This is a genomic window from Occultella kanbiaonis, from assembly GCF_009708215.1.
Lineage (GTDB): Bacteria > Actinomycetota > Actinomycetes > Actinomycetales > Beutenbergiaceae > Occultella > Occultella kanbiaonis.
In genome coordinates this window covers 5,085,921-5,109,094 of the sequence record NZ_CP046175.1, presented here as the reverse complement: position 1 = coordinate 5,109,094, position 23,174 = coordinate 5,085,921, and the positions used below count along the sequence as shown (strand labels likewise).

The 23,174-nt window shown below is 70.6% G+C and carries 20 protein-coding genes; 6 read left to right on the top strand and 14 right to left on the bottom strand.

Translation table 11 applies throughout. From position 1 onward, the window contains the following. Nucleotides 1-4 precede the first annotated feature (4 nt). Entirely contained in the window at nucleotides 5-1,051 is a 1,047-nt protein-coding gene (locus GKS42_RS23355; RefSeq protein ID WP_154796000.1) for an Rv2578c family radical SAM protein, read from the top strand. Nucleotides 1,052-1,063: 12 nt separating this feature from the next. Here the strand turns inward: GKS42_RS23355 and GKS42_RS26315 are convergent, their stop codons facing one another. Then, entirely contained in the window at nucleotides 1,064-1,702 is a 639-nt protein-coding gene (locus GKS42_RS26315; RefSeq protein ID WP_210769253.1) for an HNH endonuclease, read from the bottom strand. Between the two features lie 18 nt (nucleotides 1,703-1,720). Continuing rightward, the gene (locus GKS42_RS26310; RefSeq protein ID WP_210769252.1) at nucleotides 1,721-2,506 is read right to left on the bottom strand and encodes a DUF222 domain-containing protein; all 786 of its coding nucleotides are present in this window, start codon (nucleotides 2,504-2,506) and stop codon (nucleotides 1,721-1,723) included. Nucleotides 2,507-2,915: 409 nt separating this feature from the next. Here GKS42_RS26310 and GKS42_RS23345 point away from each other — a divergent pair, with 409 nt between their 5' ends. Genes GKS42_RS23345 through GKS42_RS23330 form a run of 4 tightly spaced genes read left to right on the top strand, consistent with a single transcriptional unit; the run spans nucleotide 2,916 to nucleotide 7,530 of the window. Beyond that, nucleotides 2,916-4,109 (top strand): aminotransferase class I/II-fold pyridoxal phosphate-dependent enzyme, encoded by a 1,194-nt coding sequence (locus tag GKS42_RS23345; protein WP_154795999.1) that lies wholly within the window; start codon nucleotides 2,916-2,918, stop codon nucleotides 4,107-4,109. 4 nt (nucleotides 4,110-4,113) lie between these two features. Next, nucleotides 4,114-4,974 (top strand): phosphotransferase family protein, encoded by an 861-nt coding sequence (locus GKS42_RS23340; RefSeq protein ID WP_154795998.1) that lies wholly within the window; start codon nucleotides 4,114-4,116, stop codon nucleotides 4,972-4,974. 20 nt (nucleotides 4,975-4,994) lie between these two features. After that, entirely contained in the window at nucleotides 4,995-6,008 is a 1,014-nt protein-coding gene (locus GKS42_RS23335) for a GDSL-type esterase/lipase family protein (RefSeq protein ID WP_154795997.1), read from the top strand. A 34-nt stretch (nucleotides 6,009-6,042) separates the two neighbouring features. Then, nucleotides 6,043-7,530 carry a gluconokinase gene (locus GKS42_RS23330; protein ID WP_154795996.1) on the top strand — a complete coding sequence of 496 codons (1,488 nt, stop codon included), beginning with the start codon at nucleotides 6,043-6,045 and terminating at the stop codon, nucleotides 7,528-7,530. Nucleotides 7,531-7,550: 20 nt separating this feature from the next. On the opposite strand, the gene GKS42_RS23325 is transcribed toward GKS42_RS23330, so the two are convergent. The 11 genes from GKS42_RS23325 to GKS42_RS23270 all read right to left on the bottom strand — a co-directional run bounded on the left by GKS42_RS23325 (nucleotide 7,551) and on the right by GKS42_RS23270 (nucleotide 20,432). Then, nucleotides 7,551-8,108 (bottom strand): pyridoxamine 5'-phosphate oxidase family protein, encoded by a 558-nt coding sequence (locus GKS42_RS23325; protein WP_154795995.1) that lies wholly within the window; start codon nucleotides 8,106-8,108, stop codon nucleotides 7,551-7,553. Between the two features lie 59 nt (nucleotides 8,109-8,167). Beyond that, complete coding sequence (locus tag GKS42_RS23320) at nucleotides 8,168-9,253, bottom strand: glycoside hydrolase family 88 protein (protein WP_154795994.1); 1,086 nt, start codon at nucleotides 9,251-9,253, stop codon at nucleotides 8,168-8,170. A gap of 30 nt (nucleotides 9,254-9,283) precedes the next feature. Continuing rightward, nucleotides 9,284-9,991 carry an SDR family NAD(P)-dependent oxidoreductase gene (locus tag GKS42_RS23315; protein WP_154795993.1) on the bottom strand — a complete coding sequence of 236 codons (708 nt, stop codon included), beginning with the start codon at nucleotides 9,989-9,991 and terminating at the stop codon, nucleotides 9,284-9,286. A gap of 16 nt (nucleotides 9,992-10,007) precedes the next feature. After that, the gene (locus GKS42_RS23310; RefSeq protein ID WP_210769251.1) at nucleotides 10,008-10,673 is read right to left on the bottom strand and encodes an RraA family protein; all 666 of its coding nucleotides are present in this window, start codon (nucleotides 10,671-10,673) and stop codon (nucleotides 10,008-10,010) included. Nucleotides 10,674-10,797: 124 nt separating this feature from the next. Next, on the bottom strand, nucleotides 10,798-11,613 hold the full coding sequence (locus tag GKS42_RS23305; protein WP_168217964.1) for a helix-turn-helix domain-containing protein: 816 nt from the start codon (nucleotides 11,611-11,613) through the stop codon (nucleotides 10,798-10,800). Nucleotides 11,614-11,669: 56 nt separating this feature from the next. Further along, entirely contained in the window at nucleotides 11,670-14,135 is a 2,466-nt protein-coding gene (locus GKS42_RS26305) for an ABC transporter ATP-binding protein (RefSeq protein ID WP_210769250.1), read from the bottom strand. A gap of 8 nt (nucleotides 14,136-14,143) precedes the next feature. Beyond that, complete coding sequence (locus tag GKS42_RS23290; RefSeq protein WP_154795990.1) at nucleotides 14,144-15,319, bottom strand: ABC transporter permease; 1,176 nt, start codon at nucleotides 15,317-15,319, stop codon at nucleotides 14,144-14,146. Continuing rightward, nucleotides 15,316-16,308 carry an ABC transporter permease gene (locus tag GKS42_RS23285; RefSeq protein ID WP_154795989.1) on the bottom strand — a complete coding sequence of 331 codons (993 nt, stop codon included), beginning with the start codon at nucleotides 16,306-16,308 and terminating at the stop codon, nucleotides 15,316-15,318. The genes GKS42_RS23290 and GKS42_RS23285 overlap by 4 nt, the downstream gene beginning before the upstream one ends. Before the next feature lie 103 nt (nucleotides 16,309-16,411). Then, nucleotides 16,412-18,385 carry an ABC transporter substrate-binding protein gene (locus GKS42_RS23280; protein WP_154795988.1) on the bottom strand — a complete coding sequence of 658 codons (1,974 nt, stop codon included), beginning with the start codon at nucleotides 18,383-18,385 and terminating at the stop codon, nucleotides 16,412-16,414. Nucleotides 18,386-18,609: 224 nt separating this feature from the next. Beyond that, nucleotides 18,610-19,215: an acyltransferase gene (locus tag GKS42_RS26820; RefSeq protein ID WP_154795987.1), complete on the bottom strand. Its 606-nt coding sequence runs from the start codon at nucleotides 19,213-19,215 to the stop codon at nucleotides 18,610-18,612. After that, nucleotides 19,212-20,432, bottom strand: coding sequence for a hypothetical protein (locus GKS42_RS23270; RefSeq protein WP_210769249.1), 1,221 nt, complete (start codon nucleotides 20,430-20,432; stop codon nucleotides 19,212-19,214). Before GKS42_RS23270 ends, GKS42_RS26820 begins: the two co-directional genes overlap by 4 nt. Before the next feature lie 225 nt (nucleotides 20,433-20,657). Between GKS42_RS23270 and GKS42_RS23265 the strand changes: the two genes are divergently transcribed. Then, nucleotides 20,658-22,703: a heparinase II/III domain-containing protein gene (locus GKS42_RS23265; protein ID WP_168217963.1), complete on the top strand. Its 2,046-nt coding sequence runs from the start codon at nucleotides 20,658-20,660 to the stop codon at nucleotides 22,701-22,703. Here GKS42_RS23265 and GKS42_RS23260 read toward each other — a convergent pair. Beyond that, nucleotides 22,700-23,167: a spore germination protein GerW family protein gene (locus GKS42_RS23260; protein WP_154795985.1), complete on the bottom strand. Its 468-nt coding sequence runs from the start codon at nucleotides 23,165-23,167 to the stop codon at nucleotides 22,700-22,702. The genes GKS42_RS23265 and GKS42_RS23260 overlap by 4 nt on opposite strands. Between the last annotated feature and the right edge of the window lie 7 nt (nucleotides 23,168-23,174).

Genomic DNA, 23,174 nt, shown 5'->3' with positions numbered 1-23,174 from the left:
GTGCATGCGATGGGAAGCGCGGGAGCTCACGACCACCGACGACGCGGCGCTGCTGCCGCTCAAGGGCCTGGTGCGCAGCGTCCGCACGCCCGAGTTCGCCGGGGTCACCTTCCACGAGGTGCTCTGCCGCAGCGCCCTGAACAAGGTGCCGGGCAACTCCGAGATGCCGTTCGGGTGGACGATCAACCCCACCCGCGGCTGCCTGCACCGGTGCACGTACTGCTTCGCCCGGAAGACCCACGAGTACCTCGACCTCGACTCCGGCGTCGACTTCGACACCCAGATCATCGTCAAGACCAACCTCGTCGAGGTGCTCCGCAAGGAGGTGGCCCGGCCCTCCTGGAAGCGGGAGCACGTGGCGCTCGGCACCAACTCCGACCCGTACATGCGTGCCGAGGGCCGCTACCAACTGATGCCCGGTGTGATCGAGGCGCTCGCGGGCTCCGGCACCCCGTTCTCGGTCCTGACCAAGGGCCCGCTGCTCAAGCGCGACATCCCGTTGCTGGTTGCCGCCGCCGAGCGGGTCGAGGTCGGCCTCGGGGTCTCCCTGGCGTTCGTCGACCCGGCCCTGCAGCAGCGCGTCGAGCCCGGCACTCCGACCCCGAAGGCCCGGCTCGACCTGGTCCGCGCCATCACCGGCGCCGGGCTCGACTGCACCGTGATGGCGATGCCGATCCTGCCCTGGCTGACCGACTCCGACGCCCACCTGGACGCGCTGTTCGGTGCCGTCGCCGAGGCCGGCGCCACCTGGATCACGGCCGGCGCCCTGCACCTGCGCCCCGGCGCCCGCGAGTGGTTCCTGGCCTGGCTCGGCCGCGACCATCCGGAGCTCGTGCCCCGGTACCGCACCCTCTACGACGGCGGCTCGTACGTCTCCGTCGAGTACCGCGAGTGGCTCGCCGGGCGGCTTCGCGCCACCCGGCGGCGGCACGGGTTCGTCTCCCGGGAGAACCGTCAGTTCCCGCTGCGCGGGACCACGCCCGACGGCGGTGCCGCCTCGGTCCCGACCCTTCAGTCGGACGTGGGTCAGGAACAGCTGGCGCTGTTCTAGCGGTCGCGGCGGTCAGCCGACCGGGGTGAGGATGCGGGCGAGTGCCAGTTCGAGGCCGGCCAACTCGCCTTCGAACGCTGCGGCGCTGATCGGGGCGACGTCCGGGTCCGCTGAGTCGGGTCGACGCGCCGAGGTCGGCGTCCACCGCCCACCCGGGCCCGGTCCGTGTTCGACCAGGTCCCGAAGCAGCAGGTCGGCGAGGTTCGGCCGGTCCGGTGGGTCGCCGCCCGGCGGAGGTGGCGCTGTGGATCGATCGATACGTGTACCCGGACGGTGTGGTGCTGGCGACCTGATGTCGCCCGTCGGGGCGGTCGTGGGGCTCGCCCGCCAGCCGGGTGCCTGTTTGGCGTAGTTGCACGCCTCGCACAGGCCCTGCAGGTTGTCCGCTGTGGTCTCGCCGCCGTCCGCATGGCCGTGCACGTGGTCGATGTGCCGGATCGGGGCGTCGCACCACGGCGTCCGGCAGGTGCGGTCTCGGGCCGTGACGAACCGGGCCAACCCGGCCGGTGCCCGGCGGGCCTGGGAGTCCATCGAGACCAGCTCGGCCCCGGACGGCGAGGTGTACAGGCGCCGCAGCCAGATCTCGGCGCGGGGATCGCTGCCGTCCTCGTCACCACCGGTGAGGAGGTCGCGGATCCACTCGGCCGGCACGGTGCCGTAGCCCGGTAGTTACCCGGGCTCGTCATCGCCTCCGAGCAGGGTGCGGTCGGTCATCACCAACTGGATCTCGATACGTACGTCGCAGGCCCTGGTCTGGCCGGTGACCCCTTCCACGAGCGTGTCGGCCATGATCTGTCCGCGCGAGCGGGTGTCACCCGCGGCACGGGCCTCGTCGGCGTGTCGGCTCAACGCGGCGTACACCGCGATCCCCCGGGGCACCGGCAGGAGGCCGGTCAGGTAGGACATCGTGTCCGGCGCCGGGCGGACACTCACGTGCCGCTCGCTCTCGGCCTTGCGATTGCGCCGCACCACGGACGGAGCGTCCAGCCGATACGCGATCTTCTTCGCCTCGGCGATCAGGCGCCGATCTCCCCATCCCTCGAGCGCGGACGGGTCCCTGCACAGTTCTGCATCGAACGTGATCCGGTCGGCCCGCGTCAGGCAGGCGGATTCACGAACGAGGAGCGTGGCCCTCCACTCACTCAGGGCACCGGTGGTCAGCGCACGGAGCGCGTGCGGCATCTCGTGCACCAGCGCCTTGGCGAGTCCGAGGTGTTGGCCGCCACGCACCGGTGAGACGCGCCGGGCCAGGGCGACCTCGGATGCGATGCCCGCGCCGCGGCGTTCGGCCGGCACGCCGTCCCGCGCCCGCTGATCCCGCCGTGCGGTGTCCAGGTCGGCACTGATACGGGCCTGGGCCGCGGCGGCGCCGGCCTTCAGATCCTCCAGCCCACGGATCAGGTCGATCTGCTCGGCGTCGGTCAGGTCGCGGTCGACCTCGGCAAGTTCCAGCATCCATGACGCCACCCGCGCAGCAAGCGGACCAGGGTCGGCCGTCGCCGTCCGCGGGTCTGCTGCACCGCCTGGATCGAACATGTGTCCAACCCAAGTGGAGGGTCTGACAATGGCGGAAGTCCGGGGAAGTCGCGGGGCCGTCCGACCGCTGCGACCCGCGGGCGACCGTTGCGGCCCGCGGGCGACCGCCTCGGCCCCGCGGTAGTCGATTACATCGCCGCGCGAAGCGTCCCCATCGAGTCTCCCAACGAAAGAGCCCCACCAGTCCCCACGAGGCCTGCAGATCGGATGCCACGACACGGCGTGCGATGTGGAACACGTCGAGGGAGATGGGCGGCGTCGTGATGGCTCACTCGCCCCCGACCGATCGATCGGAATACCGCTGGGGAGCTTGTGACACCCTGATCAGATGAAGGTCGCCCGCCGCGCCGCGGTCCCCCCGTTCGAGGTGATGAGCATCCTGGACCGGGTCGCCCAGTTGCGTGCTCAGGGCCGCGACGTCATCTCCCTGTGTGCGGGCGAGCCCAGCGGCGGAGCACCGCAGGACGTGAATGCCCTCGCGGCCGCCGCCTTCGCCAACGGCGACGACCTGGGCTACACGAGCGCGCTCGGCCTGCGCGAGCTGCGGGACGCCGTCGCCGGGCACTACCGGCGCTGGTACGACCTGGACGTCACCGGAGACGACGTCGCCATCACCACCGGCTCCTCGGGCGCGTTCGTGCTCGCGTTCCTGGCCGCGTTCGACGCCGGCGACCGGGTCGCGCTGGCCAGCCCCGGCTACCCCGCCTACCGCAACATCCTGTCCGCCCTCGGCTGCGAGGTGGTCCAGGTCGAGTGCGGCCCCGAGCAGCGCTTCCAGCCCACGCCGGAACTGCTCGAGGAGGCCGCCCGCACGCACGGGAGCCTCGACGGCCTGATCCTCGCCTCGCCGGCGAACCCGACCGGCACCATGGTCAGCCGGGCCGAGCTGGAGGCCCTCACGTCCTGGTGCCGGGCCAACGGCGTCCGCCTGATCAGCGACGAGATCTACCACGGCATCACCTACCCCGCCGATCCGACCCACCCCGACGCCCGCGGCGTCAGCGCCTGGGAACTGGACCCCTCCGGTGTCGTCATCTCCTCGTTCTCCAAGTACTGGGGCATGACCGGCTGGCGGCTCGGCTGGGCCCTCGTGCCCGAGGACCTGCGCACCGCCGTCGACGCCCTGGCCGGGAACGTCGCGCTGTGCCCACCCACGCCCGCCCAGCTGGCCGCCGTCGGTGCGTTCACCGAACGTTCCTACGCGGAGGCGGACGAGCGGGTCTCGTCCTTCGCCCGCACCCGCGAGGTGCTGCTCGGCGAGGTCCCGGGGTTGGGCTGGGGGCCCATCGCCCCGGCCGACGGCGCCTTCTACCTCTACGCCTGCCTCGGGAGCAGGCTCGGCGCTCACGCCGACTCGACGGCGTGGTGCCGCGCCCTGCTGGAGGAGGCCGGGGTGGCCGCGGTGCCGGGCAGCGACTTCGACCCGACGCACGGCCACGAGTACGTGCGCCTGTCCTTCGCGGCCGGACCGGACGCCGTCGCCGAGGCCGTGAGGCGCATCGCGGCGTTCCAGGAGGGCTGAGCCCGTGGCCGCTCCGCCGGACGTCCGCGACTGGGCGGCCCGCGCCTGGCCGGGGCACGACTGGTTCCGGGCCCGCCTCGCGCACGGCGCGTTCCACCGGATCGCCGTGCTCGAGCAGACCGTGGTGGCGCGGGTGGCGTTCGGCGCCGACGCGATCGAACGTACCGACCGTGAGGTGCGCACGCTGCACGTGGTCGCCGACCTCGGCCTCCCGGTGACCACGCCGTGCCCGCTCGGTGAGATCGTGCGGCTGGACGGCGCGGCCGGGATCCTGACCACGTTCGTTCCGGGGGCCGCGTCCGACGCGCCATGGCCGGGGGTTCGCGAACCGCTCGTGGCGCTGCTCGACAGTTTGCGCCGGATCGCACCGGGCGACGCCGGACTCCCGGGCGCACGTGCCTGGTGCGGCGGCCCGCAGTGGCCACGGATCGTGGCCGAGTTCCTCGCGCCACGGCTCCCGACGGCGGTCGCGGCCGAGGCGGTCGCGCTCACCGAGCGGGTCGTTGCCGTCGAGGCCGGCGTGCCGCCGGTGTTCGTGCACGGTGACTTCGGCATGCACAATCTGCTCTGGTCCGACGCCCGGGTCACCGGGATGATCGACTTTGACCACGCGGCCTGGGCGGACCCGGCGATCGACGTGGCCCCGCTGATCGGGCAGTTCGGCGCCGCGCAGGTCGCCGAGATCGTCGCGCCCGCGGTGCTGGACCGGGCCATGCACCACCGCGCCACGCTGTCCCTCCAGGTCGCCGCCGCGGCGCAGTTGGCCGGAGACGCCGAGCTGCGGGACTTCGCCCTCGGCAACTTCACCCGCCGCCTCGCCGACGGCACGAGTCACGATCCGGGCGGGGCGCGGCCACGGGATTGAATGGCGCTAGGCTCTGCGCCGTGACTGCTGAGGATGTCAGTTTGACCCCGTCCACCGAGAGCGCGATCTGGCGCGGTGCCGTCGATTGGGTAGCCGCCGCAGACGGCCTCCGGCAGCCGTGGCGGCTGCTGCCCGGCCGGGCGGCCCGGGCGCATGCGCCCGGTCTCATCAACACCGCGCAGATGGCCGCCGGTGTGCGGGCGGAACTGCGCACCGATGCGAGCGCCGTCGGCCTGCGGATCCGTGCCGCCGAGCCTGCGCTGCCCGTCGACGTGCTCGTCGACGGCGAACGGGTGGCGCGGCTCCCGGTCGAGCCGGGCACCCACGACCTGCAGGTGCCGCTGCCCGAGGGAGCCCACGATGTCGAGGTGTGGCTACCGCAGGGCGGCATCACCCAGGTGGGGGACCTCGTCCTCTCCGGCGCCGACCTGGTCGAGGCACCGGCACCGGCGCTGCGCTGGACCACCTACGGCAGCTCGATCACGCAGGCACAGGCCGCGTTCGGGCCGAGCGAGACCTGGCCCGCGCTGGTGGCGCGCCGGCTCGGCTGGGACCTGACCTGCCTGGGCTTCTCGGGCCAGTGCCACCTCGACCCGATCGCGGCCCGCACGATCGCCGCCGTGCCGGCCGATGTCGTCTCGCTGTGCCTCGGCATCAACATCCAGGGCAACGGCAGCTTCAACGAGCGCTCCCTCGCGCCGCAGGTCTCGGGGTTCATCGAGCAGGTCCGCGAGGCCCACCCGGACGCCGCGATCGCCGTGCTCACGCCGATCCTCAGCCCGCCCCGCGAAGAGACCCCGAACGTCGCCGGCCTGACCCTGGAGGCGGTCCGCGCGGCCGTACGCGCCGCCGTCACCGAGCTGCAGGCCGAGGACGCGAACCTGCACCTGTTCGAAGGCCCGACGGTGATCGGCACCGAGGACGTCCATCTGCTCCCGGACGACCTGCACCCCGACGGCGAGGGCTACCGCCTGATGGCGGACCGGATCGCGCCGCTGCTGTCGCGGCTGCCCCTGCCCGTCGGCGTGCGCTAGCGTCGGCACCTCCGGACGGCGAGGAGAGCGGACGATGGCGTCGACCCAGCACAAGATCAGCCCATCCGAAGCGATCGACCCGCTCGTCCTCGGGCTCGACGTCGGATCGACCGCGTCGCGCGGCGGGCTCTACGACGCTGCCGCCCGCCCGCTCGAGGGACCGAAGGCGAAGGTCCCGCACGCGTTCACCACGGCGGGCGACGGCACCAGCGAGATCGACGCGGACGCCGTCGTCGATGAGATCGAGCAGATCCTCGAGGTGCTCGCGACGCCGGAGTTCAAGGGCCGAATCGGCGGCGTCGCGATCGACACGTTCTCCGCCTCGCTCGTCGGCGTCGACTCCGCGGGCCACGCCGTCACGCCGTGCTACACCTACGCCGACTCCCGCTGCACCGAGCAGGTGCGCGAGTTGCGCGAGGAACTCGACGAGGCCCAGGTGCTGCAGCGCACCGGCACCCGGATCCACAGCAGCTACCTGCCGGCCCGGCTACGCTGGCTCGCGGCCACCGACCGGGCGAGGTTCGACGCCGTCGACCGCTGGATGTCGCTCGGCGAGTACATCCACCTGCGGATCATCGGCACCGCCGTGATCGGCACCGCGGCGGCCGCGTGGACCGGGCTGCTGGACCGGCGCACCGGTGCCTGGGACGAGGCGATCGTCGCGGCGTCCGGGATCGACGTCGGTTCGCTCTCACCGATCCACGACCCGGACGACCCGGTCCGCGAGGTGTCCGCAGGCGTCGTGAAGCGGTGGCCAGCCCTCGCTGGGGCTCGGTGGTACCCCGTGATCGGCGACGGGCTCGCCGCGAATGTCGGCGTCGGGGCGACGGCGGAGGGCACCGTGGGTCTGTCCGCCGCCACGAGCGGGGCGATGCGGGTGCTCCTGCATCAGATCCCTGAGCAGATCCCGAGCGGGTTGTGGTACTACCGCGTCGACGCCCGCCGCAGCCTGCTCGGTGGTGCGCTGAACGACGTCGGCCGTGTGGTCACCTGGCTCGACGCCACGCTGCGCGCGCCGGACGATCCCGGGGCCGTCCTCGCCGCCGACCCGGACCCGGCCACCCCGAGCGTGCTGCCCTACCTGAGCGGGGAGCGCAGCACCGGCTGGGCCGCGGGGGCCCGGGCGACCATCACGGACCTGAGCGCCACGGCCACGGCCGACCTGATCTACCGGGGTGCGATGGAGGGTGTTGCGCTCAGCTACGCACGGGTCGCCGACTCCCTCGCCGGCGCTGCCGGCGGGCATGCCCGGCAGATCCTTGCCGCCGGGCGCGTGGCGGCGGACCTGACCCCGTGGCTGCAGGTGGTCGCGGACGCGCTCGACGCGGACGTTCGGCACGTGACGAACAAGCGCACCACCCTGCGCGGCACCGTGCTGCTCGCGCTGGAGTCGCTCGCCCCGGACGTCGAGCGCTCCGAACCGGACATCGGCGCGACGTTCGCGCCGGTGCCGGCCCGTCGCGGCTACTACGACGAGCGGGCCCGGCGGTACCAGGAGGTCTACGCGGCGCTCGTGCGCTGAGGCGACCCGACGGGTGGTGGTCAGGCCCCCAGCAGCGACTCGGGCAGGTGCGCATCGAAGCCGTCGATCGAGGTGGCGTTCTTCTCCCGCTGGTAGCGCGCCAGGCCCTCCGGACCGCGCCGGTCCGCCCACGAGTGCATCAGGTCCCGCTGACCGACGAAGTCGTACAGGGGCACCCCGAAGCCGCAGGACGTCTGGCACTCGGTGACCGTGACGTCGTACACCTGCCGGGCGCCGAGCATGGGCGGGAACAGGTCGATGAGCTCGTCCCAGTCGTCATCGCCGGGCTGCACCATGCGGGCGGTGCCGTACAGCCGCAGGATCCACGGCTTGCCCTCGAACGCGCAGAACATGATCGTGATCCGCGGGTCGAGGGCGGTGTGCGCGGCGGTCTCGTTCCCGGAGCCGCTGCCGTTCAGCCAGACGACGCGGCTCGGGCCGAGGACCCGGAACGCGTCCAGACCCTTGGGGGAGACGTTCACCCGCCCGTCCGCCGCCGCGGTCGCGACGAAGAACATCTGCTGCCGTTCGATGAACCGGAGGAGTTGGGGTTCGATGGTGTCGTAGCGGGTCGCCATGACTCCATCCTCGCCGATCCGGGCACGGGGGCCGAACACCTATCGGAGATCGGCCTGGCTCACTCGCCGGGCGAGGCGCCGCCCAGGCTCACCGCGTCGACGCCGTTCAGGTGTGCCTCCACCAGGGCGAGCATGAACGGGCCGAAGCTGTGCGGCTCGTCGCGGTAGGGCTCCTTCGCCAGGTACGCGGCTACGGTGCCCTTCTCGGCGCCCTCGCCGGGGCACAGGCAGCCGGGGCAGGAGCCCTCGGTTGAGCCGTCGCCGTTGATGCCGTGGGCCGCGAGGCCGGCGATGCCGCGGCGGAACGCGTCGCCGTAGGTCGCCTCGTCGAGCAGGCCGAGGCGCAGCCCGAGACCGTACCCGTACAGGATGAGCGCGGTCCCGGAGGTCTCCTCCCAGGCGTGGGGGTCGTTGATCTCCTGGCGCCAGAGGCCACGCTCGGACTGGTGCGGGAGCATCGCCGCGGACAGCGCCACGAACCTCGACGCGACGCCCGGGCGGCCCGGGTGGTCCTCGGGCAGTTCCGCGACCAGTTCGGTGAGGGCGATGTAGCCCCAGCCGTTGCCGCGGCTCCAGTGGTCCTCGGAGAGCAGGCCGGGTCCGACGAAGTTCATGCACTGGTGCAGCAGCCCGTTCGAGGGGTCGAGGAACTCGTCGTACATGGCGACGCTCTGGTGCACCGCCTCGTCGAAGTAGCGGGGTTCGCCGAGGGCTCGGCCGGCGAACACGAGGTACATCGAGGCGGCCATCGCGGCATCGATCCAGATCTGGTTCAGTTCCGCGGTGCGCGGCATGACCAGGATCCCGGCCGGATCGCGGGGCGCTGTCATCAGCTCCTCGGCGTACTCGCGGACCGCCTCGGCCCGGTCCGGCATCCGGCCACGGGCCACGGCGAACGCCTGCGGGATCCCACCGATCCGGTAGGACTGGAAGTTGTAGCGCGGGTGGTCGACCTCGTCGGGGAACCGTCGCAGGATCCGCTCCACGCGTCCCCAGAGTTCCTCGTCGGCCCCGGCTTCGGCGGCCCGGGCCAGGCCGTAGATGGCGAGCAGGCCGTAGTAGGCCTTGACCTCGGCGATGCTCTCGTAGTGGTCGTAGAGCTGGACGGCGGCCTCGAGAGGCACGGTGCGCACGTCGACGGGCATGGATCTCTCCTGGTTGTGGTGCTCGGCGGGTCAGGGATGGAACGGCTCGAACTCGACGGCGTTGATCTGCACCGTCGACGGGGTGGCGAGGACGAACGCGATCACGTCGACGACGTCCTCTGCGGACATGAGCTTGCTGCGGTCCACCGGCCGGTCACCCCAGAACGGCGTGTCCGTGCCGCCGGGGTTGAGCGCGGTCACCCGGATCCGGCGCTGCTTGACCTGCAGCGCGAACGCGCGGGTGAACATGTCCAGCGCCGCCTTCGCCGTGCAGTACAGCGGCGCGGTGGCGTTGGGGCGCAGCCCGGCGACGGAACTGACATTGATCACGGATCCGCCGGCCTCGGCGTCGATGAGGGGCACGGCGTGCTTGGACGCGAGGAACGCCGACGTGACGTTCGCGTGCCAGATCTGATCGAAGTCCGCCAGGCTGGTCTCGACGATCTGCCCGGGTCGCGACAGCCCAGCCACGTTGACGAGCGCATCGAGGGATCCGAGGTGCGCCCCGGCGCCGTCGAAGAAGGCCTCGACCGACGGCTCGTCGGCGAGGTCCGCGGTCTGCGCCCAGAGTCGCTCGCCCGGCCCACCCAGCTCCTGCACGAGGGCGTCCAGCCGGTCAGCGTCGCGGCTCGTCAGCGCGAGCCGCGCGCCCGCGGCGTGCAGGCGTCGGGCCAGCGCGGAGCCGATGCCGCCGGCGGCTCCGGTGACCACCACGCGCAGGTTGTCCAGCTTCGTCACGTCTGTCCGGTTCCTCTCAGAAGTAACCGCCGCGCGAGACGATCTCGCCCGGGGTCGCGCCGTCGTCGACCATCTGCTTGATCTCGACCTCGTGGCGCAGAATCGCCTCGGCCTCGCCGAGCACCCGCTCGGCCAGCTCGGCCGGCACGATGATCACGCCGTCGAGATCACCGAGAACAAGGTCGCCGGGGCGGATCGTGACGCCTCCGATGACGATGTCGGTCCCCCAGGAGGTGAGCCGGAACCGGCCCATCATCCCGTTCGAGCTGCGGTACCGGGTGAACACGGGGAACTTCTGGGGGAGGACTTTATCCGTATCGCGGACGCCACCGTCGATGACGGCGCCACGGCAGCCGCGGCGGATTGCGGCCATGGTCATGACCTCACCCCACTGCGCCGACTCGTTGTCGCCACCGGTGGCCCAGACACACACGGCGCCGTCCGGGATCGCCTCGAGCATGGCCGCACGGTCGGGCATGTCGTTCGCGCCGTCGCGGCTGCGTTCACCGCTGATGGTGAAGGCGAACCCGGCGATCCTCATCCCTTCCTGGAGCGGGACGATCTCGTGCGGGAGGGTCTGGTCGAGCAGCCCCTCGGAGCGGAGGACGTCGTTCACGATGGCGGTCGAGACCCGCTCGTAGCGGGCGAACAACTCGACCGGACTGGTCTGAGGTAACGTCAACTCAACCTCCGTTGGGTACGTCGTCGTATCGCTGATTGGTTGCCATGATGCCGGTCCCCGGGCTCCGGGAGCCATGGACCCCGCACCGAGGATTTGCACGAACCGAGGACTGCGTCGGTGAGGTTCATCGCTTCGTGTACTCCGACGGGTTCGTGCCCGTGACCTTCTTGAACAGCCTGCTGAAGTAGTAGATGTCGGAGAACCCGGTCCGAGCCGCGGCCTCCGTGACGTTGCACTCCCCGCTGAGCAGGAACTCCTTCGCCTTGCTGATCTTGATCTTGTGGTGGTACTCCTTCACGGTGAGGCCCGTGAACGCCTTGAACAGGGCCCGGAAGTGCGAAGCGCTCAAGCCCGCACCCTCGGCCAGCGCCTCCACCGGGTAGCTGCGGTCGTAGTTCTCCCGCATCGTCTCGATGATGCTCACGATCTTCTGGGTGTGTGGGCTGTACTGGCGCGGCTGGGTCTGCTCGCGGATGAGCGTGTAGATCCCTGTCATCGTCAAGGCCCGGCAGCGAACCAGGTGGCCGGGCTTCTTGTCCGTCCACGCCGCGTACATCTCCGGGAAGAGTGCGGACGCCTGATCGGTGAAGGCGCCACGCCAGTGGTGGTGGAGCGACTCGAGCTGCGCCTGGGCGTCGCCACGCGTGGACGACGCGTCGAAGCCCACCGTGATGAACGTCCACGGGTCCTGCTTGTCGCTGGTCCCCGTGTGCGGCAGCCCCTTCGGGAAGAACATCATGTCGCCCTGGCGCACCTCGTACGTGCGCCCGTCGAGCTCGTAGTGCGCGACGCCGGACAGTGCATAGACGAGCAGGTGCGAGAGGGGGTCCACGTAGTCCCGGGTGGGGGTGTGCCAGGACGGGTCGGGCCCGCGATGGATCACGAAGTCGATGCCGGTCACGAGGAAGTCGTAGTAGTCGGCGTAGATGTCGTCGGCCATCAGCCAAGCCTGCCCCAGGACGACTCGCTCCGTCGTGGCAGCCGTCGACCGGGCCATCACAGCGGGGTCCGCTCGCGGATGCCGGCCAGGTTCAACTCCTCGTGGCGCAGGCAGGCACTCAGGTGTGGTGCGCGGTCCGCGGGCGAGACCAGGTCGAGGGTCGGGGGCGCGTCGGCGCGGTCGCACATACCCTCGACGGCGTAGCGGCAGCGGGTCCGGAAGTAGCAGCCGGCGGGTGGGTCGACCGGATCGGGCAGGTCGTCGGAGAGCCGGATCCGGCGGGTGCTGCCGCGTTGCTCCGGGCTCGTGGCCGGCACCGCGGACAGCAGCGCCTCGGAGTACGGGTGCTGCGGGTCGAGGAAGACGTCCTCGGTGTCGGCCAGCTCCACGACCTTGCCGAGGTACATCACGGCGACCCGGTCGCAGATCGACTCGACCACGGACAGGTCGTGCGAGATGAACAGGTAGGTGAGGTCGAGCTCATCCTGGAGGTCGCGAAGGAGGTTCAGGATCTGCGCGCGGACCGAGACGTCGAGGGCCGAGACCGCCTCGTCGGCCACGACCAGGCGGGGCTGCAGGATCAGTGCCCGTGCGATGTTGACCCGCTGGCGCTGACCGCCGGAGAACGCGTGCGGATACCGATCCATGTACTCCGGGGCCAGGCCCACGCGGCGCATCATCTGGGCGACCCGGTCCTCCAGTTCGGACCCCTTCGCGATCCGGTGCGCTATCAGCGGGTCGCCGATGATCTGCCGAAGGGTCATCCGCGGGTTCAGGGAGGAGAACGGGTCCTGGAAGATCATCCGGACGTCGCGCTGGTAGTCGCGCAGTCGGCGTTCGGGCAGCAGCGCGACGTCCCGGCGCTCGCTGTCGTCCGGGCGGTACCAGATCTGACCCTCGCTCGGCGTCTCCGACCGGACGATGCACCGGCCGAGCGTGGTCTTGCCGCAGCCGGACTCACCGACCAGGCCGAGGGTCTCACCGGGCCGGATCGTCAGGTTCACACCGGTCAGCGCGTGCACGTTGGCCTGGTTCCGGCCGAACCAGCCCGACTTCACCGGGAACCGCATGGACAGGTCCCGAACCTCGAGCAGCGGCGCCGTGCGCCGCTTCCCGTCGATGCCCGACGGCGCAGCGTCGTCGGACGTGGGGGTCGCCGTCGCGGCCGGTTCGGTGACGCGGGCGCGCGGGTGCTCGTCCACGGCGGAGGCCGGTTCCGGCTGCGTCGCTCGTGTGAGGGCCGGCCCCGCGACCGGGCCGCCGGTCCCGGCCCGCTCGGCGTCCGCCGTCGGGCCGTCGGTCGCGATGGGGACGTCGGCGTCGGTCACGGTCACCGGGGTCCGGGTGTCGGCGGCGAGGTCGGCCGTCACGCCCACGCTCGCCGCACGCACGTCCTCCTGCATCGCGCGGACCTGCTCGGCGGTCGCGTTGGCGTCGAAGGGCGGCAGCCCCGCCCCGACCGCCGGCGGTAACGTGTCCTCGTCCCACCGGTGGCACTCCACCAGGTGCCCAGCCGTGGTCAGCGCGACCGGTTCGACCACGTCGCACAGACCCTCGATCGCGACTTCGCACCGGGTCCGGAAGCTGCACCCGCTGGGCCGGTGCGCACCGTGTGGCACCTGGCCTCGGATCGTCGCGAGCTTGCGCCCGTGGGCTCGGCCCAGACGAGGCACGGACCGCAGCAGAGCCCGGGTGTAGGGGTGCTTCGGGTTCGCGAACAACTCCTCGACCGGTGCCTGTTCGACCACACGGCCGAGGTACATGACGGCGACCTCGTCGGCGATCTCGGCCACCACGCCGAGGTCGTGCGTGATGAACAGCAGCGACATGCCCGTCTCGGCCTGCAGCTTGGAGAAGAGGTCGAGGATCCGGGCCTGGATGGTCACGTCGAGCGCCGTGGTGGGCTCGTCCGCGATGAGCAGCGCCGGCTCGCAGGCGAGGGCCATCGCGATCATGATCCGCTGGCACATCCCACCCGACATCTGCCACGGGTAGTTGTCGACACGGGAGGCCGGGCGGGGGATGCCGACCCGCTCGAGGAGCGCGATCGACGCCTCGCGGGCGGCCTCCTTGCTGAGCCCCTTGTGCTCGCGGAGCATCTCGGCCAGTTGGGCTCCGACGGTGTACATCGGCGAGAGCGAGGCGATCGGTTCCTGGAACACCATCGAGATCTCGCGTGCCCGGATCCGGCGCATCGTCGAGCCCTTGGGGTCGAGCGCGTTGAGGTCGACGCGACCGAGCGTGGGGCTGCGCCACCAGAGGTGGCCGTCGGTGACCTTGCCCGGTGGCTCCACCAGACCGAGCACCGACCGCGCGGTGACCGACTTGCCGCAGCCGGACTCGCCGACGACGCAGACGGTCTTGCCGGCGGGGACCCGCAGGTCCACGCCGTCAACGGCTCGGACCACACCGTCGCGGGTGGTGAACTGGGTCCGCAGACCCGAGATCTCCAGGATGGTGTCGTCGGTGTCGAGGAGGGCCGACTGTGCCTCGGGTCCGGTCAGAGTGGTGTTCTCGGGCATGTCGCTCCTCAGGCTCGGTAGGGGTCGGCGGCGTCGCGCAGGCCGTCGCCGACGAAGTTCAGGGAGAGCACCGCGATGACCACCGCGACGCCGGGGAGCAACAACCAGGGTGCGTCCTGCAGCACCCGGAAGTTCTGTGCCTGTTCCAGCAGGACCCCCCAGGAGACCGTCGGTGCCTTCAGGCCAAGGCCGAGGAACGACAGTGACGTCTCGGCGAGGATCATCGCCGGGATCGAGAGGGTCAGTGAGGCGATCAGGTGGCTGGAGAACGAGGGGAGCATGTGCCGGAAGATGACCCGCCGGCCCGGTGAGCCGTCCAGCCGTGCGGAGACGACGAACTCCTCCGTGCGCAGTGACAGGAATTTCCCGCGCACCACCCGGGCCAGGTCGGTCCAGGCGATGATCGCGAGGATGATCGTGATCGCGAAGTAGCGTCTCGTCGAACTCCAGTCCTGTGGCAGGGCGGCCGCGAGGCCGAGCCACAGTGGCAGGGTCGGCAGCGACATGAAGAACTCCACGATGCGCTGGATGATCGTGTCGACGGCGCCGCCGACGTAGCCGGAGATCCCGCCGAGTAGGACCCCGAGCCCGAACGCCAGGGCGACGCCCACGAGACCGATCGTCATCGAGATCCGGGTGCCGTGGATGAGCATCGAGAACATGTCCCGCCCGATCCGGTCGGCACCCATCAGGTAGACGACCCGGTCCGGGTCCGTGGGGCCGAACAGGTGCACGTCCCACCTGATCGGACCCACCACCGTGTAGGAGTCGCCGCGGACGAAGAAGCCCAGGTCGATCCGGTCCTCGGGGTTGACGGTGTGGGTGAGGGCGAACGTCTCGGGATCCTGCTCCAGGGTGAACCCGAGCGCGTGCAGTCCCCAGTCGCCGTCGTCGTCGACGACGTGCACCCGCTGCGGTGGCGCGTAGATGTAATCGGCGTCGAAGGTGGTCGAGCTGAACGGGGCGAGGAACGGCGCCAGCAGGGCGATGACGTAGATGACGATGATCGTCACCAGCCCCACCATGGCGAGCTTGTGCGCGCGGAACCGCCACCAGACCAGGCGCCACTGGTTGGCCCGGTCCCGGTCGACCTTCGCGGTGCCCTCCGGAGCCTCCGGCTCCACACCGGGCTCCTCGGTGGCCACCTCGGCCACGGCTTCCTCGGATGCGATGTTGATGCTCATTTCGCCCCCAACCGCACGCGCGGATCGAGTTTGGCCAACAGGATGTCCGACAGCAGCGTCCCGACGACGGTCAGGACGCTGACGATGAAGATGACCGCCCCGGCGAGGTACATGTCCTGACTGCGCAGGGCGCCGAGCAGCAGCGGCCCGGTCGTCGGCAGGGAGAGCACCTGGGACACGATGATCTCGCCCGAGACCAGCGCCGGGAGCACCCAGCCGATCGTGGACAGGAACGGGTTCACGGCGACGCGCAACGGGTACTTGAGCAGGATCCGCCGCTCCGACAGCCCACGCGAACGCGCGGCCACGACGTACGGCTTGCGCAGCTCGTCGAGCAGGTTCGCCCGCAGGACCCTGATCAGCCCCGCGGTGCCGGCGGTGCCCAGGACCACCATCGGGATCCACAGGTGGCCCAGCAGATCACCCATCTTGGCCAGGCTCCACGGCGCGGTCTCGTACTCGGGCGAGAACAGGCCACCGACGGACTGCCCGAAGAAGAACAGGGCGACGTACATCAGGCCGAGCGCAAGGAGGAAGTTCGGGATGGCCAGCCCCAGGAAGCCGATCGTGGTCGCCAGGTAGTCGCCGGGGGAGTACTGCCGGACCGCGGAGTAGATCCCGATCGGGAACGCGATCACCCAGGTGAACAACAACGTGGAGAACGTCAGCAGGATCGTGAACGGCAGCGTCCGCTCGAGGAGCACGGCCACCGGTTGGTTCCACTGGAACGACTGCCCGAAGTCCCCGTGGAACAGGATGTTCGAGATCCACAACCAGTATTGGACGATGAAGGGCTCGTCCAGCCCGTAGCGGACCCGCAAGGCCTCGATCGTCGCCGCATCGAGCGACTGTCCGTCGTTCTCCATCTGCGCGACCAACGTGGTGATGTAGTCACCCGGGGGCAGTTGGATGATCAGGAACGACACGAGCGAGATGGCGAACAGCGTCGGCACCATGTACAGGAGCCGTCTTCCCATGAACGTCAGCACCGGCCGTCCTTCCTCGTCGCCGTCGATCCTCTTGACTCGTTCTGCTCGTGGCGTGACCGCATTCGGTGTCCGGTCACGCCACGAGCCGTTCGTCGCCCCGTGGCTACTGGGACATCCAGTACTGCTCCGGGTTCGTGAGCGCCGGGGTGGCCACCCGGTAGCTGTCCGGGATGAGCTCGGGGACGTTGTGGAAGTCGTTGCTCACGATCCCGTACCCGGAGGCCGGCAGCACGGTGCCGATGTGGTAGAACTGCTCGGCCGAGATCTCCAGGATCTGCGTCATCAGCTCGGCCTGACGGTCCGGGTCGAACGTGGCCCGCAGTTCGTCGTAGAGCGCCATCTGCTGCTGCGTCGCTTCCGGCGGCGCTTCGCCCTCGGCACCGTCGGTCGTGTACCACGTCGCCCACAACTGGGCGTAGTCGGCCCGGTTCGAGACCGGCAGGTACCAGTACGGGTTCTGGACCACGTCGGTGCCGCCCCCGGCCAACCAGACTCCGGCGTCGGGGATGTTCGCGGAGCGGCGCTCCTCGTACAGCGAGCGGTCCATCGTGTTCGGCGTCATCGTGATGCCGACCTCGGCCCAGTACCCGGAGATGAGCGCGAGTGAGTCGTCGAAGCCGGGCTGCCCCGGGTTGTCGACAGTGAAGGTGATCGGCTGCCCGTCCGGCCCGAGCCGGCGGCCCTGGGCATCCCGCTCGGCGTAGCCCGCGCGGTCGAGCGCCTCGTTCGCCAGGTCGACGTCGTACTCGGTGTACTGCGTCGAGAGGTCCTCGGAGTAGAACGGCGACTCCGGCTGCGGTGAGACCTGCGACGGGGTCCCCTGCCGCTGGTACACGGTGTTGACGATCTCCTCGCGGTCGATCGCGTACGACAGTCCGATCCGGAAGTCGATGTTGTTGAAGATCTCCCGCATGACCGGGTCCTCATGCGTCAGGTTCAGCATGATCACCATCTCGTTGGCCAGACCCGGGATGAGGTTGAAGAAGTCGAAGCCCGCGTCCTCGCGCGCCTGGGCGAGGACCGGCTTGTTCACCGCGGTGTTGAAGTGCCGCACGTGCATGTCGATGTCGCCCTGGATCGCGGCGGCCAGCATGACCTCCGGCTCGTTCATGACCGTGTACCGGACCGTGTCGATGTAGGGGAGCTGATTCCCCTCGGTGTCGACCTTCCAGTAGTAGGGGTTCCGTTCCGCCACGACGGCGGTGCTCGTGCCGAGCGGTTCGGTCACCATCCACGGGTTCAGGACCGGGAGGTCGGTGTTGGTCCAGGCGTCGAACTTCGCCGCGAGCAGCTCGGCCCAGGTCGTGAAGCCCTCGGACTCGACCAGTGCGTCGATGTCGTCGTTGTACTCGGGCAGGAACTGTTCCAGGTAGTGGCGCGGGACCATGAGGCTGGTGCCCTCGGCCAGACTCGGCAGGAACACGCCGCTGGGCTCGGGGAACGTGATCGTGAACGTGTAGTCGTCACCGATCTCCAGGGTCGCCAGTTCACCGGTCGAGCTCTTCACGATGGCATCGGAGATCCCGTCGACGGTTCCGGTGACCTCCGGGTTGCTGATGAGGTCGTAGTAGAACTGCACGTCCGCTGTGGTCACCGGCTCGCCGTCGGACCAGCGCATGCCCTCGCGCAGGTGGAACGTGTAGACGGTGCCGTCGTCGTTGACGTCGTAGGACTCGGCGATGTTCGGGATCACCTCGGCGTCACCGGGGGCACCGGTCCATTCGGGGATCCACCTGACGATGGGCTCGTAGCCGATCGTGCGCTGGAACCACACCTCGTCCCCGGGCCCCTGGGTGACGGTCCGCCAAGTGCCGCCGTACTGGCCGAGGCTCTCGTTCGGGGTGACCACGACCGGCTCCGCGGGCATTCGCTCCTCCACCGGGGGCAGGTCGCCCAACTCGACGAGCGCCGCCAGTGCGGGTGCCTCCCCGCCGAGCTCCGCGGTGGCCGTGGGGCCCTCCTCGGGGTCGGCCTCGGTGCAGCCGGCGGCGACCAGGCCGGCCACCAGCACGAGCGCGAGGCCACGTAGGGCAGGTCCGTGCCGGAGTTTGCGATGGTGCTTCGCAGATCGATTCATCTCAGGCCTCTCTCTTCATCGAGTGCAGGGCGTGGCGGGTCGGGAGGGGGGAACCCAGGGTCATTCCTGGCTTGTGCTGCCCGATTGCCGGACGGGACGCCTATCGGCGCCCCTGGTGGTCCGAGTATGGCGAGCCCGCGGGCTTTGGCTCCATAGACGCTCTACCAACCTTTTGCACGGATCGACGACCGTCCCTGCACGTGCACGACCCTCGTCGCGGGCACTCATGCCAACGGCCCGACGTCGCTGCGCGAGCGCATCACCCGCGCCGGCACGCCAACGGCCACGCTGTCCGCGGGAATGTCGTGGGTCACCACCGAGCCGGCGCCGATGACGCTGCCCCGGCCGATCGTGACGCCCGCCATGACGCTCACCCGGCCCGCCAGCCAGACGTCGTCCTCGATCACCACCGGGGCCGACTCCAGCCCCTGCCCGTGGATGGGCCGGCCCGGTGCGAAACGATGGTTCGCCGCGATGATCATGACGTGCGGGGCGATGCGCACCCGGTCACCGATGTGGATCAGCCCGGTGCCCTCCGCGGCGCTGCCGTAGCCGACCAGCACCGAGTAGGCCTGTACCGAGCAGTCGTCGCCGAGTCGGATGTTCCCCTGCAGCACCGCACCAGGGGCGACCGAGCAGCGGTGGCCGAGGGTGAGCTCGCCCCCGCGGGGATTGATCCGCGACTCGGGGTGGATCCGCACGTCGTCGGGGGCGCTGAACCTCCGGTGCCGCCGCGCCTGGTGCAGCCCCCACCATTCGACGAACCGCTGACCGCGTCCCTCCCCGCTGGGCATGCTCAGGCCACGGTCGAACCACTGCCAGAGGGTCATCGAGGCACCTCGAGCTCGATGAGTTCGGCGTGCCGGCCGGGCAGACTGTTGCACAGGACCCGGTCGCCCGACGGGTGGAAGACCGGGTGTGCGTCGATCCGGTGCGGGCTGCGGCCACGCAGGCTCTGACCGTCGTGCAGCCGCAGCGCTCGGGAGCCGACGAGCTGCCCGTCGCGGGTCAGGAAGGAGACGCGCCCGTGCGGCGGGTAGTGGTCGGTGACCAGCAGGTCCGGGTCGACGGGTGAGACGCTCGGATGTCCGCCGCTCGTGTGCTCGGCGAGCTTGCGGTAGCCCGTGCCGTCGAAGCGAACCTCCGCGAGACACAGGCGATCCGGATTCTCGGGGTCCGGGCCGTACCCGATCAGGGTGACGTTGTCGGGCTGCCACGACCAGTGCACCCCGGGTGCCGAGCCGAGGTCCATCGCGACGTGCAGGTCGGTCAGGTCGGCCCGGGCGGTCATGACGTACTTGACCCGAGGCTCCGTCCGGTCGTCCGGCACGCCGTTGTTGCCGAAGAAGAACAGCAGCCGCGACCCGTCCGGGCTCCACCGCACGCAGAACGTCAGCAGGGTCAGCCCTTCGGCGTCGTCGCCGAGCCGGCGGCGAACGGCCGCATCGGCCGCGTGCAGCAGGTCGCGATCGGGGTGCCGGGCGAGGATCTCGGCCACGCTGAGCCGCAGGATGGCCGAGGGCGGGTCGAGCGCGTACTCGAAGAGCCCGTGTTCCTCGCGCGCCTGGAACGGAACCGGCGAGGCGTCGGGTCGGTAGCCGGCGACGGCGTCGCTGGCGGCATCGTGCATGGCGAGCAGTCCGGAGATCAGCGGTCCGTCCGACGGAGTCCCGCCATCGAGGCTGCCGGGGACGACGGTCTCGTGGCCGGTCGCGACGTCCCGCCGGACGAATCGCGGCTCGGTCACGGTTCCGCTGTCGAAGTAGACGGCGCTGCCGTCAGCGCTCCAGGTCTGCCACCGACCGGTGTGGAAGAACGAGGTGCGGATCGGGTTCGTGCCGAACCGGTCGAGCACGTCACCGTCGGGGCCGAGGATCAGCACCTCACAGAGGTTCCGGTCCAGGTCCGCCCCGGCAACCAGAACGCGATCGGTGCCATCGGGGGCGTATGGGCTCACGGTGTAGTACGCGTGGACCAGCCAGCGGTCCGGCACCCGGAAACGTCGGAGCAGCCGCGGTTCGTCGGGTCGGACCTGCGCCATTGCCATGGGTGCACCTTGGTGGAACACGACGTCGTCCGTCAATGCACGGAACCGTGATCGTTTGTACGATTCGACGATGGAACGGAGTCGGGTCCGCCGGACTGGCAGTCCCACTTGCGGGAGCGTGTTCCGTGGCGATCCGTGCAAAGGGTCGTCCGCGCGTCCATGGCAGGGTGCTGCTGCGGGACACCAGAGTGGGATCACACGTTTCGAACAACGGGAGATGAACCCATGCTCGTGCTGACCGACGACGATGTCGACCGACTGCGCCGCACCGCGGACTCCGACGCGGTGGACGGCACGCTCTACCGGGCGCTCCGGGAGCGCGCGGGCCGGTGGTCCCGAACCCCTGGCCTGACGACTCCCGGGGGCACGATGAAGTGGTGGCACGTCTCCTGGGAACGGGTCGCCGACGTCGCCGCCATGCAGCGGCTGGAGCCGACCGACCAGTACGCGACCTGGCTCCACGAGGAGACGCTGCGGATCGTGCGGGCATCGGAGGATGCGTGGATCGGTCCCTTCTTCAGGACACGTGGCCCGGTGGCGATCGGTGCCCTCGAGACCGCTCACCTGACGCTCGCGGTGAGCACGGCCGCGGCTCTGTGCCCGGACGCCTTCGACGCCGGCGAGCATGATGAGATCAGGGCTGTTCTCCGCGACCGCGGCCAGGTCCTGTGCAAGCGCTTCCTGGATCGCTCGGAGGGTATCCCGGTGGCGACCGGGCCGGCGGGGCCGCGGCGGGAGCTGAACAACTGGGCCATGGTGCTGCTGAACGGCTACGGCACGGCCTCGGCGTTCCTGGAGGACCGTGACGGGATCGCCGAGACGATCGAACGGTTCGGGCTCCTCACCGAGCTCTTCGAGTCCGACAGTTATGGCGAGTCGGTGCAGTACTGGAACTACGCAGCCAGCCAGCTGTCCCACCTGCACGAGGTGATCCGAGCATCCGACCCGGACCTCGCCGATGGCCTGGATCTCGACTGCTACACGCGGTGCGTGCCCTGGGTGGTCTCCTCCCACCTGCACATGAAGCCGCTCGCAGGGCATGGGGACCAGCCTCAGCCCCGGGCTCTCAACTTCGGGGACTCGGGCTCGACCTTCCGTCCGAGCGCGGACGTGTTGGTGCACGTTGCGGCGCGGGGGGCGCAGAGCCACCCCGCCGAGGCTGGGCTGGCACGGTGGTTGCTCGAGGAGACGTACGCAGGTCCGGAGCAGGGGCGGAGCGAGGGGGAGAGCTTCGGCTTCGTGAACTCGTTCCGATGGAGCAGCCTGCTCCTGCTGCGCGAGGCCGTCGCCCCGCTGAGCCCGACTGCCGCCGGCCTGGACCTGGCCCGATCGTTCGCCGAGGGGACCGCCGTGGTGCGGGACCGGTGGGAGGTACCGCAGACTGTCCTCGGCGTACACGGCAGCCATGACCCGATGAAGGTCGCGTCCCACCGGCACGCCGATCAGAACAGCTTCATCCTGGTGCACCAGGGCGAGCGGATCTTCGTGGACCCGGGCCACTGTTGCTACCGGCTGGAGACCCAGCGGATCGCCACCCTCTCGTCATCGCACAACACCCTGTCGTTCGTCGGTGCCGACGGCCCCATCGAGCAGTTGAAGTCCGTGCACTCCCTGCAGTACCCCGGCACGCGGCCGAGCGTCGAGACCGACGGCGACGTCACGATCGTGCGCTCCGACGCGGGCGGTGCCTACCCGGACCCGATCAAGGCCGTGGAGCGGACCTGGGTCAGCCGGCTGCCGCACGCGTTGTTCATCGTCGACCACGTCACGGCCGACGAGCCGGTGCGGGTCGAGACCCACTTCGTCCTCAACAATCGCGACGGCGCCTTGCGGGTCGACGAACACGACCTGTTCCGGGACCCGGAGCGTCCCGCTGCGCTGACCGTGGCACGGCACGGCGCCGGCGCCCGGCTGGTGCGCGCGGCGAGCACCGGCGAGGGCGAGGACCTCGAGCAGACCCCGCAGCGGCGCTGGGGGTACGTCCACGACTTCTACCACCCGGAGCCGAACCAGGTGGGTCAGGGTCGCGAGGGGTCAGCCAGCATCTACACGTTCAGCACCGACCGGAGCACCACCGACTATCTCGCGGTCCACGCCGTCGTGCTGGACGACGCGGACGAGGTCGATCGCTGGGAGGTCGCCGGCAGCGTGACGGACGGACTCGTGCTCACCCGGGACGGTGAGCCCTACCTGGACCTGCGGCTGGCCGGCGGCCGGGTCGCCACGGCCGGCAGCACCCTCGCGCCGACCCGGGTCGAGGCGCCCGCCTAACGGCGCCGGCGCAGCCGCGCCCGCAACACACAGGCGACCGAGACCGCGACGATGGCACCGAGGAGCTGCCCGCCGAGGATGGCCCGGTTCACGTCCACGGCCGGCTGCCAGGACGCCTTGCCGTCGCGGATCACGTAGGCCCCGGCCGGACGTGCGACCAGGCCGAAGCCGCCGCCGCCGCCGGAGCCCTCCGCGTGCGGGGCGCCCTCGCCGGCAGGGCCCTGGCCGGTGCCGTCCCCGTAGCCCATCCCGGAGCCGCCGTAGACCTTGGCGACGGGGATCACCGTGACGCCGTCGGCCACGTAGGCGTCTCCGAAGACCCGCTTGACGGTGAGCGCGTCGCGAGCTGCCTCGATCGGCAGCCGCGGGTCGCCGTGCGGCGGGCGAGGTTCGCGGCGCCTCGGGGCCGGCTCGCTCCGTTCCGGGTGGTCGTGACCTGCCGTTGATTCCTCGGGTGCGTCCATCTCCCCA

Bases quoted from the DNA above. Each gene is read 5' to 3' on its own strand.
- GKS42_RS26305 (WP_210769250.1), bottom strand. From the start codon at position 14,135: ATGCCCGAGAACACCACTCTGACCGGACCCGAGGCACAGTCGGCCCTC.
- GKS42_RS23320 (WP_154795994.1), bottom strand. From the start codon at position 9,253: ATGCCCGTCGACGTGCGCACCGTGCCTCTCGAGGCCGCCGTCCAGCTC.
- GKS42_RS23265 (WP_168217963.1), top strand. From the start codon at position 20,658: ATGCTCGTGCTGACCGACGACGATGTCGACCGACTGCGCCGCACCGCG.
- GKS42_RS23355 (WP_154796000.1), top strand. From the start codon at position 5: ATGCGATGGGAAGCGCGGGAGCTCACGACCACCGACGACGCGGCGCTG.
- GKS42_RS23345 (WP_154795999.1), top strand. From the start codon at position 2,916: ATGAAGGTCGCCCGCCGCGCCGCGGTCCCCCCGTTCGAGGTGATGAGC.
- GKS42_RS23305 (WP_168217964.1), bottom strand. From the start codon at position 11,613: ATGGCCGACGACATCTACGCCGACTACTACGACTTCCTCGTGACCGGC.
- GKS42_RS23325 (WP_154795995.1), bottom strand. From the start codon at position 8,108: ATGGCGACCCGCTACGACACCATCGAACCCCAACTCCTCCGGTTCATC.
- GKS42_RS26310 (WP_210769252.1), bottom strand. From the start codon at position 2,506: ATGCTGGAACTTGCCGAGGTCGACCGCGACCTGACCGACGCCGAGCAG.
- GKS42_RS26820 (WP_154795987.1), bottom strand. From the start codon at position 19,215: ATGACCCTCTGGCAGTGGTTCGACCGTGGCCTGAGCATGCCCAGCGGG.
- GKS42_RS23270 (WP_210769249.1), bottom strand. From the start codon at position 20,432: ATGGCAATGGCGCAGGTCCGACCCGACGAACCGCGGCTGCTCCGACGT.
- GKS42_RS23280 (WP_154795988.1), bottom strand. From the start codon at position 18,385: ATGAATCGATCTGCGAAGCACCATCGCAAACTCCGGCACGGACCTGCC.
- GKS42_RS23330 (WP_154795996.1), top strand. From the start codon at position 6,043: ATGGCGTCGACCCAGCACAAGATCAGCCCATCCGAAGCGATCGACCCG.
- GKS42_RS23260 (WP_154795985.1), bottom strand. From the start codon at position 23,167: ATGGACGCACCCGAGGAATCAACGGCAGGTCACGACCACCCGGAACGG.
- GKS42_RS23290 (WP_154795990.1), bottom strand. From the start codon at position 15,319: ATGAGCATCAACATCGCATCCGAGGAAGCCGTGGCCGAGGTGGCCACC.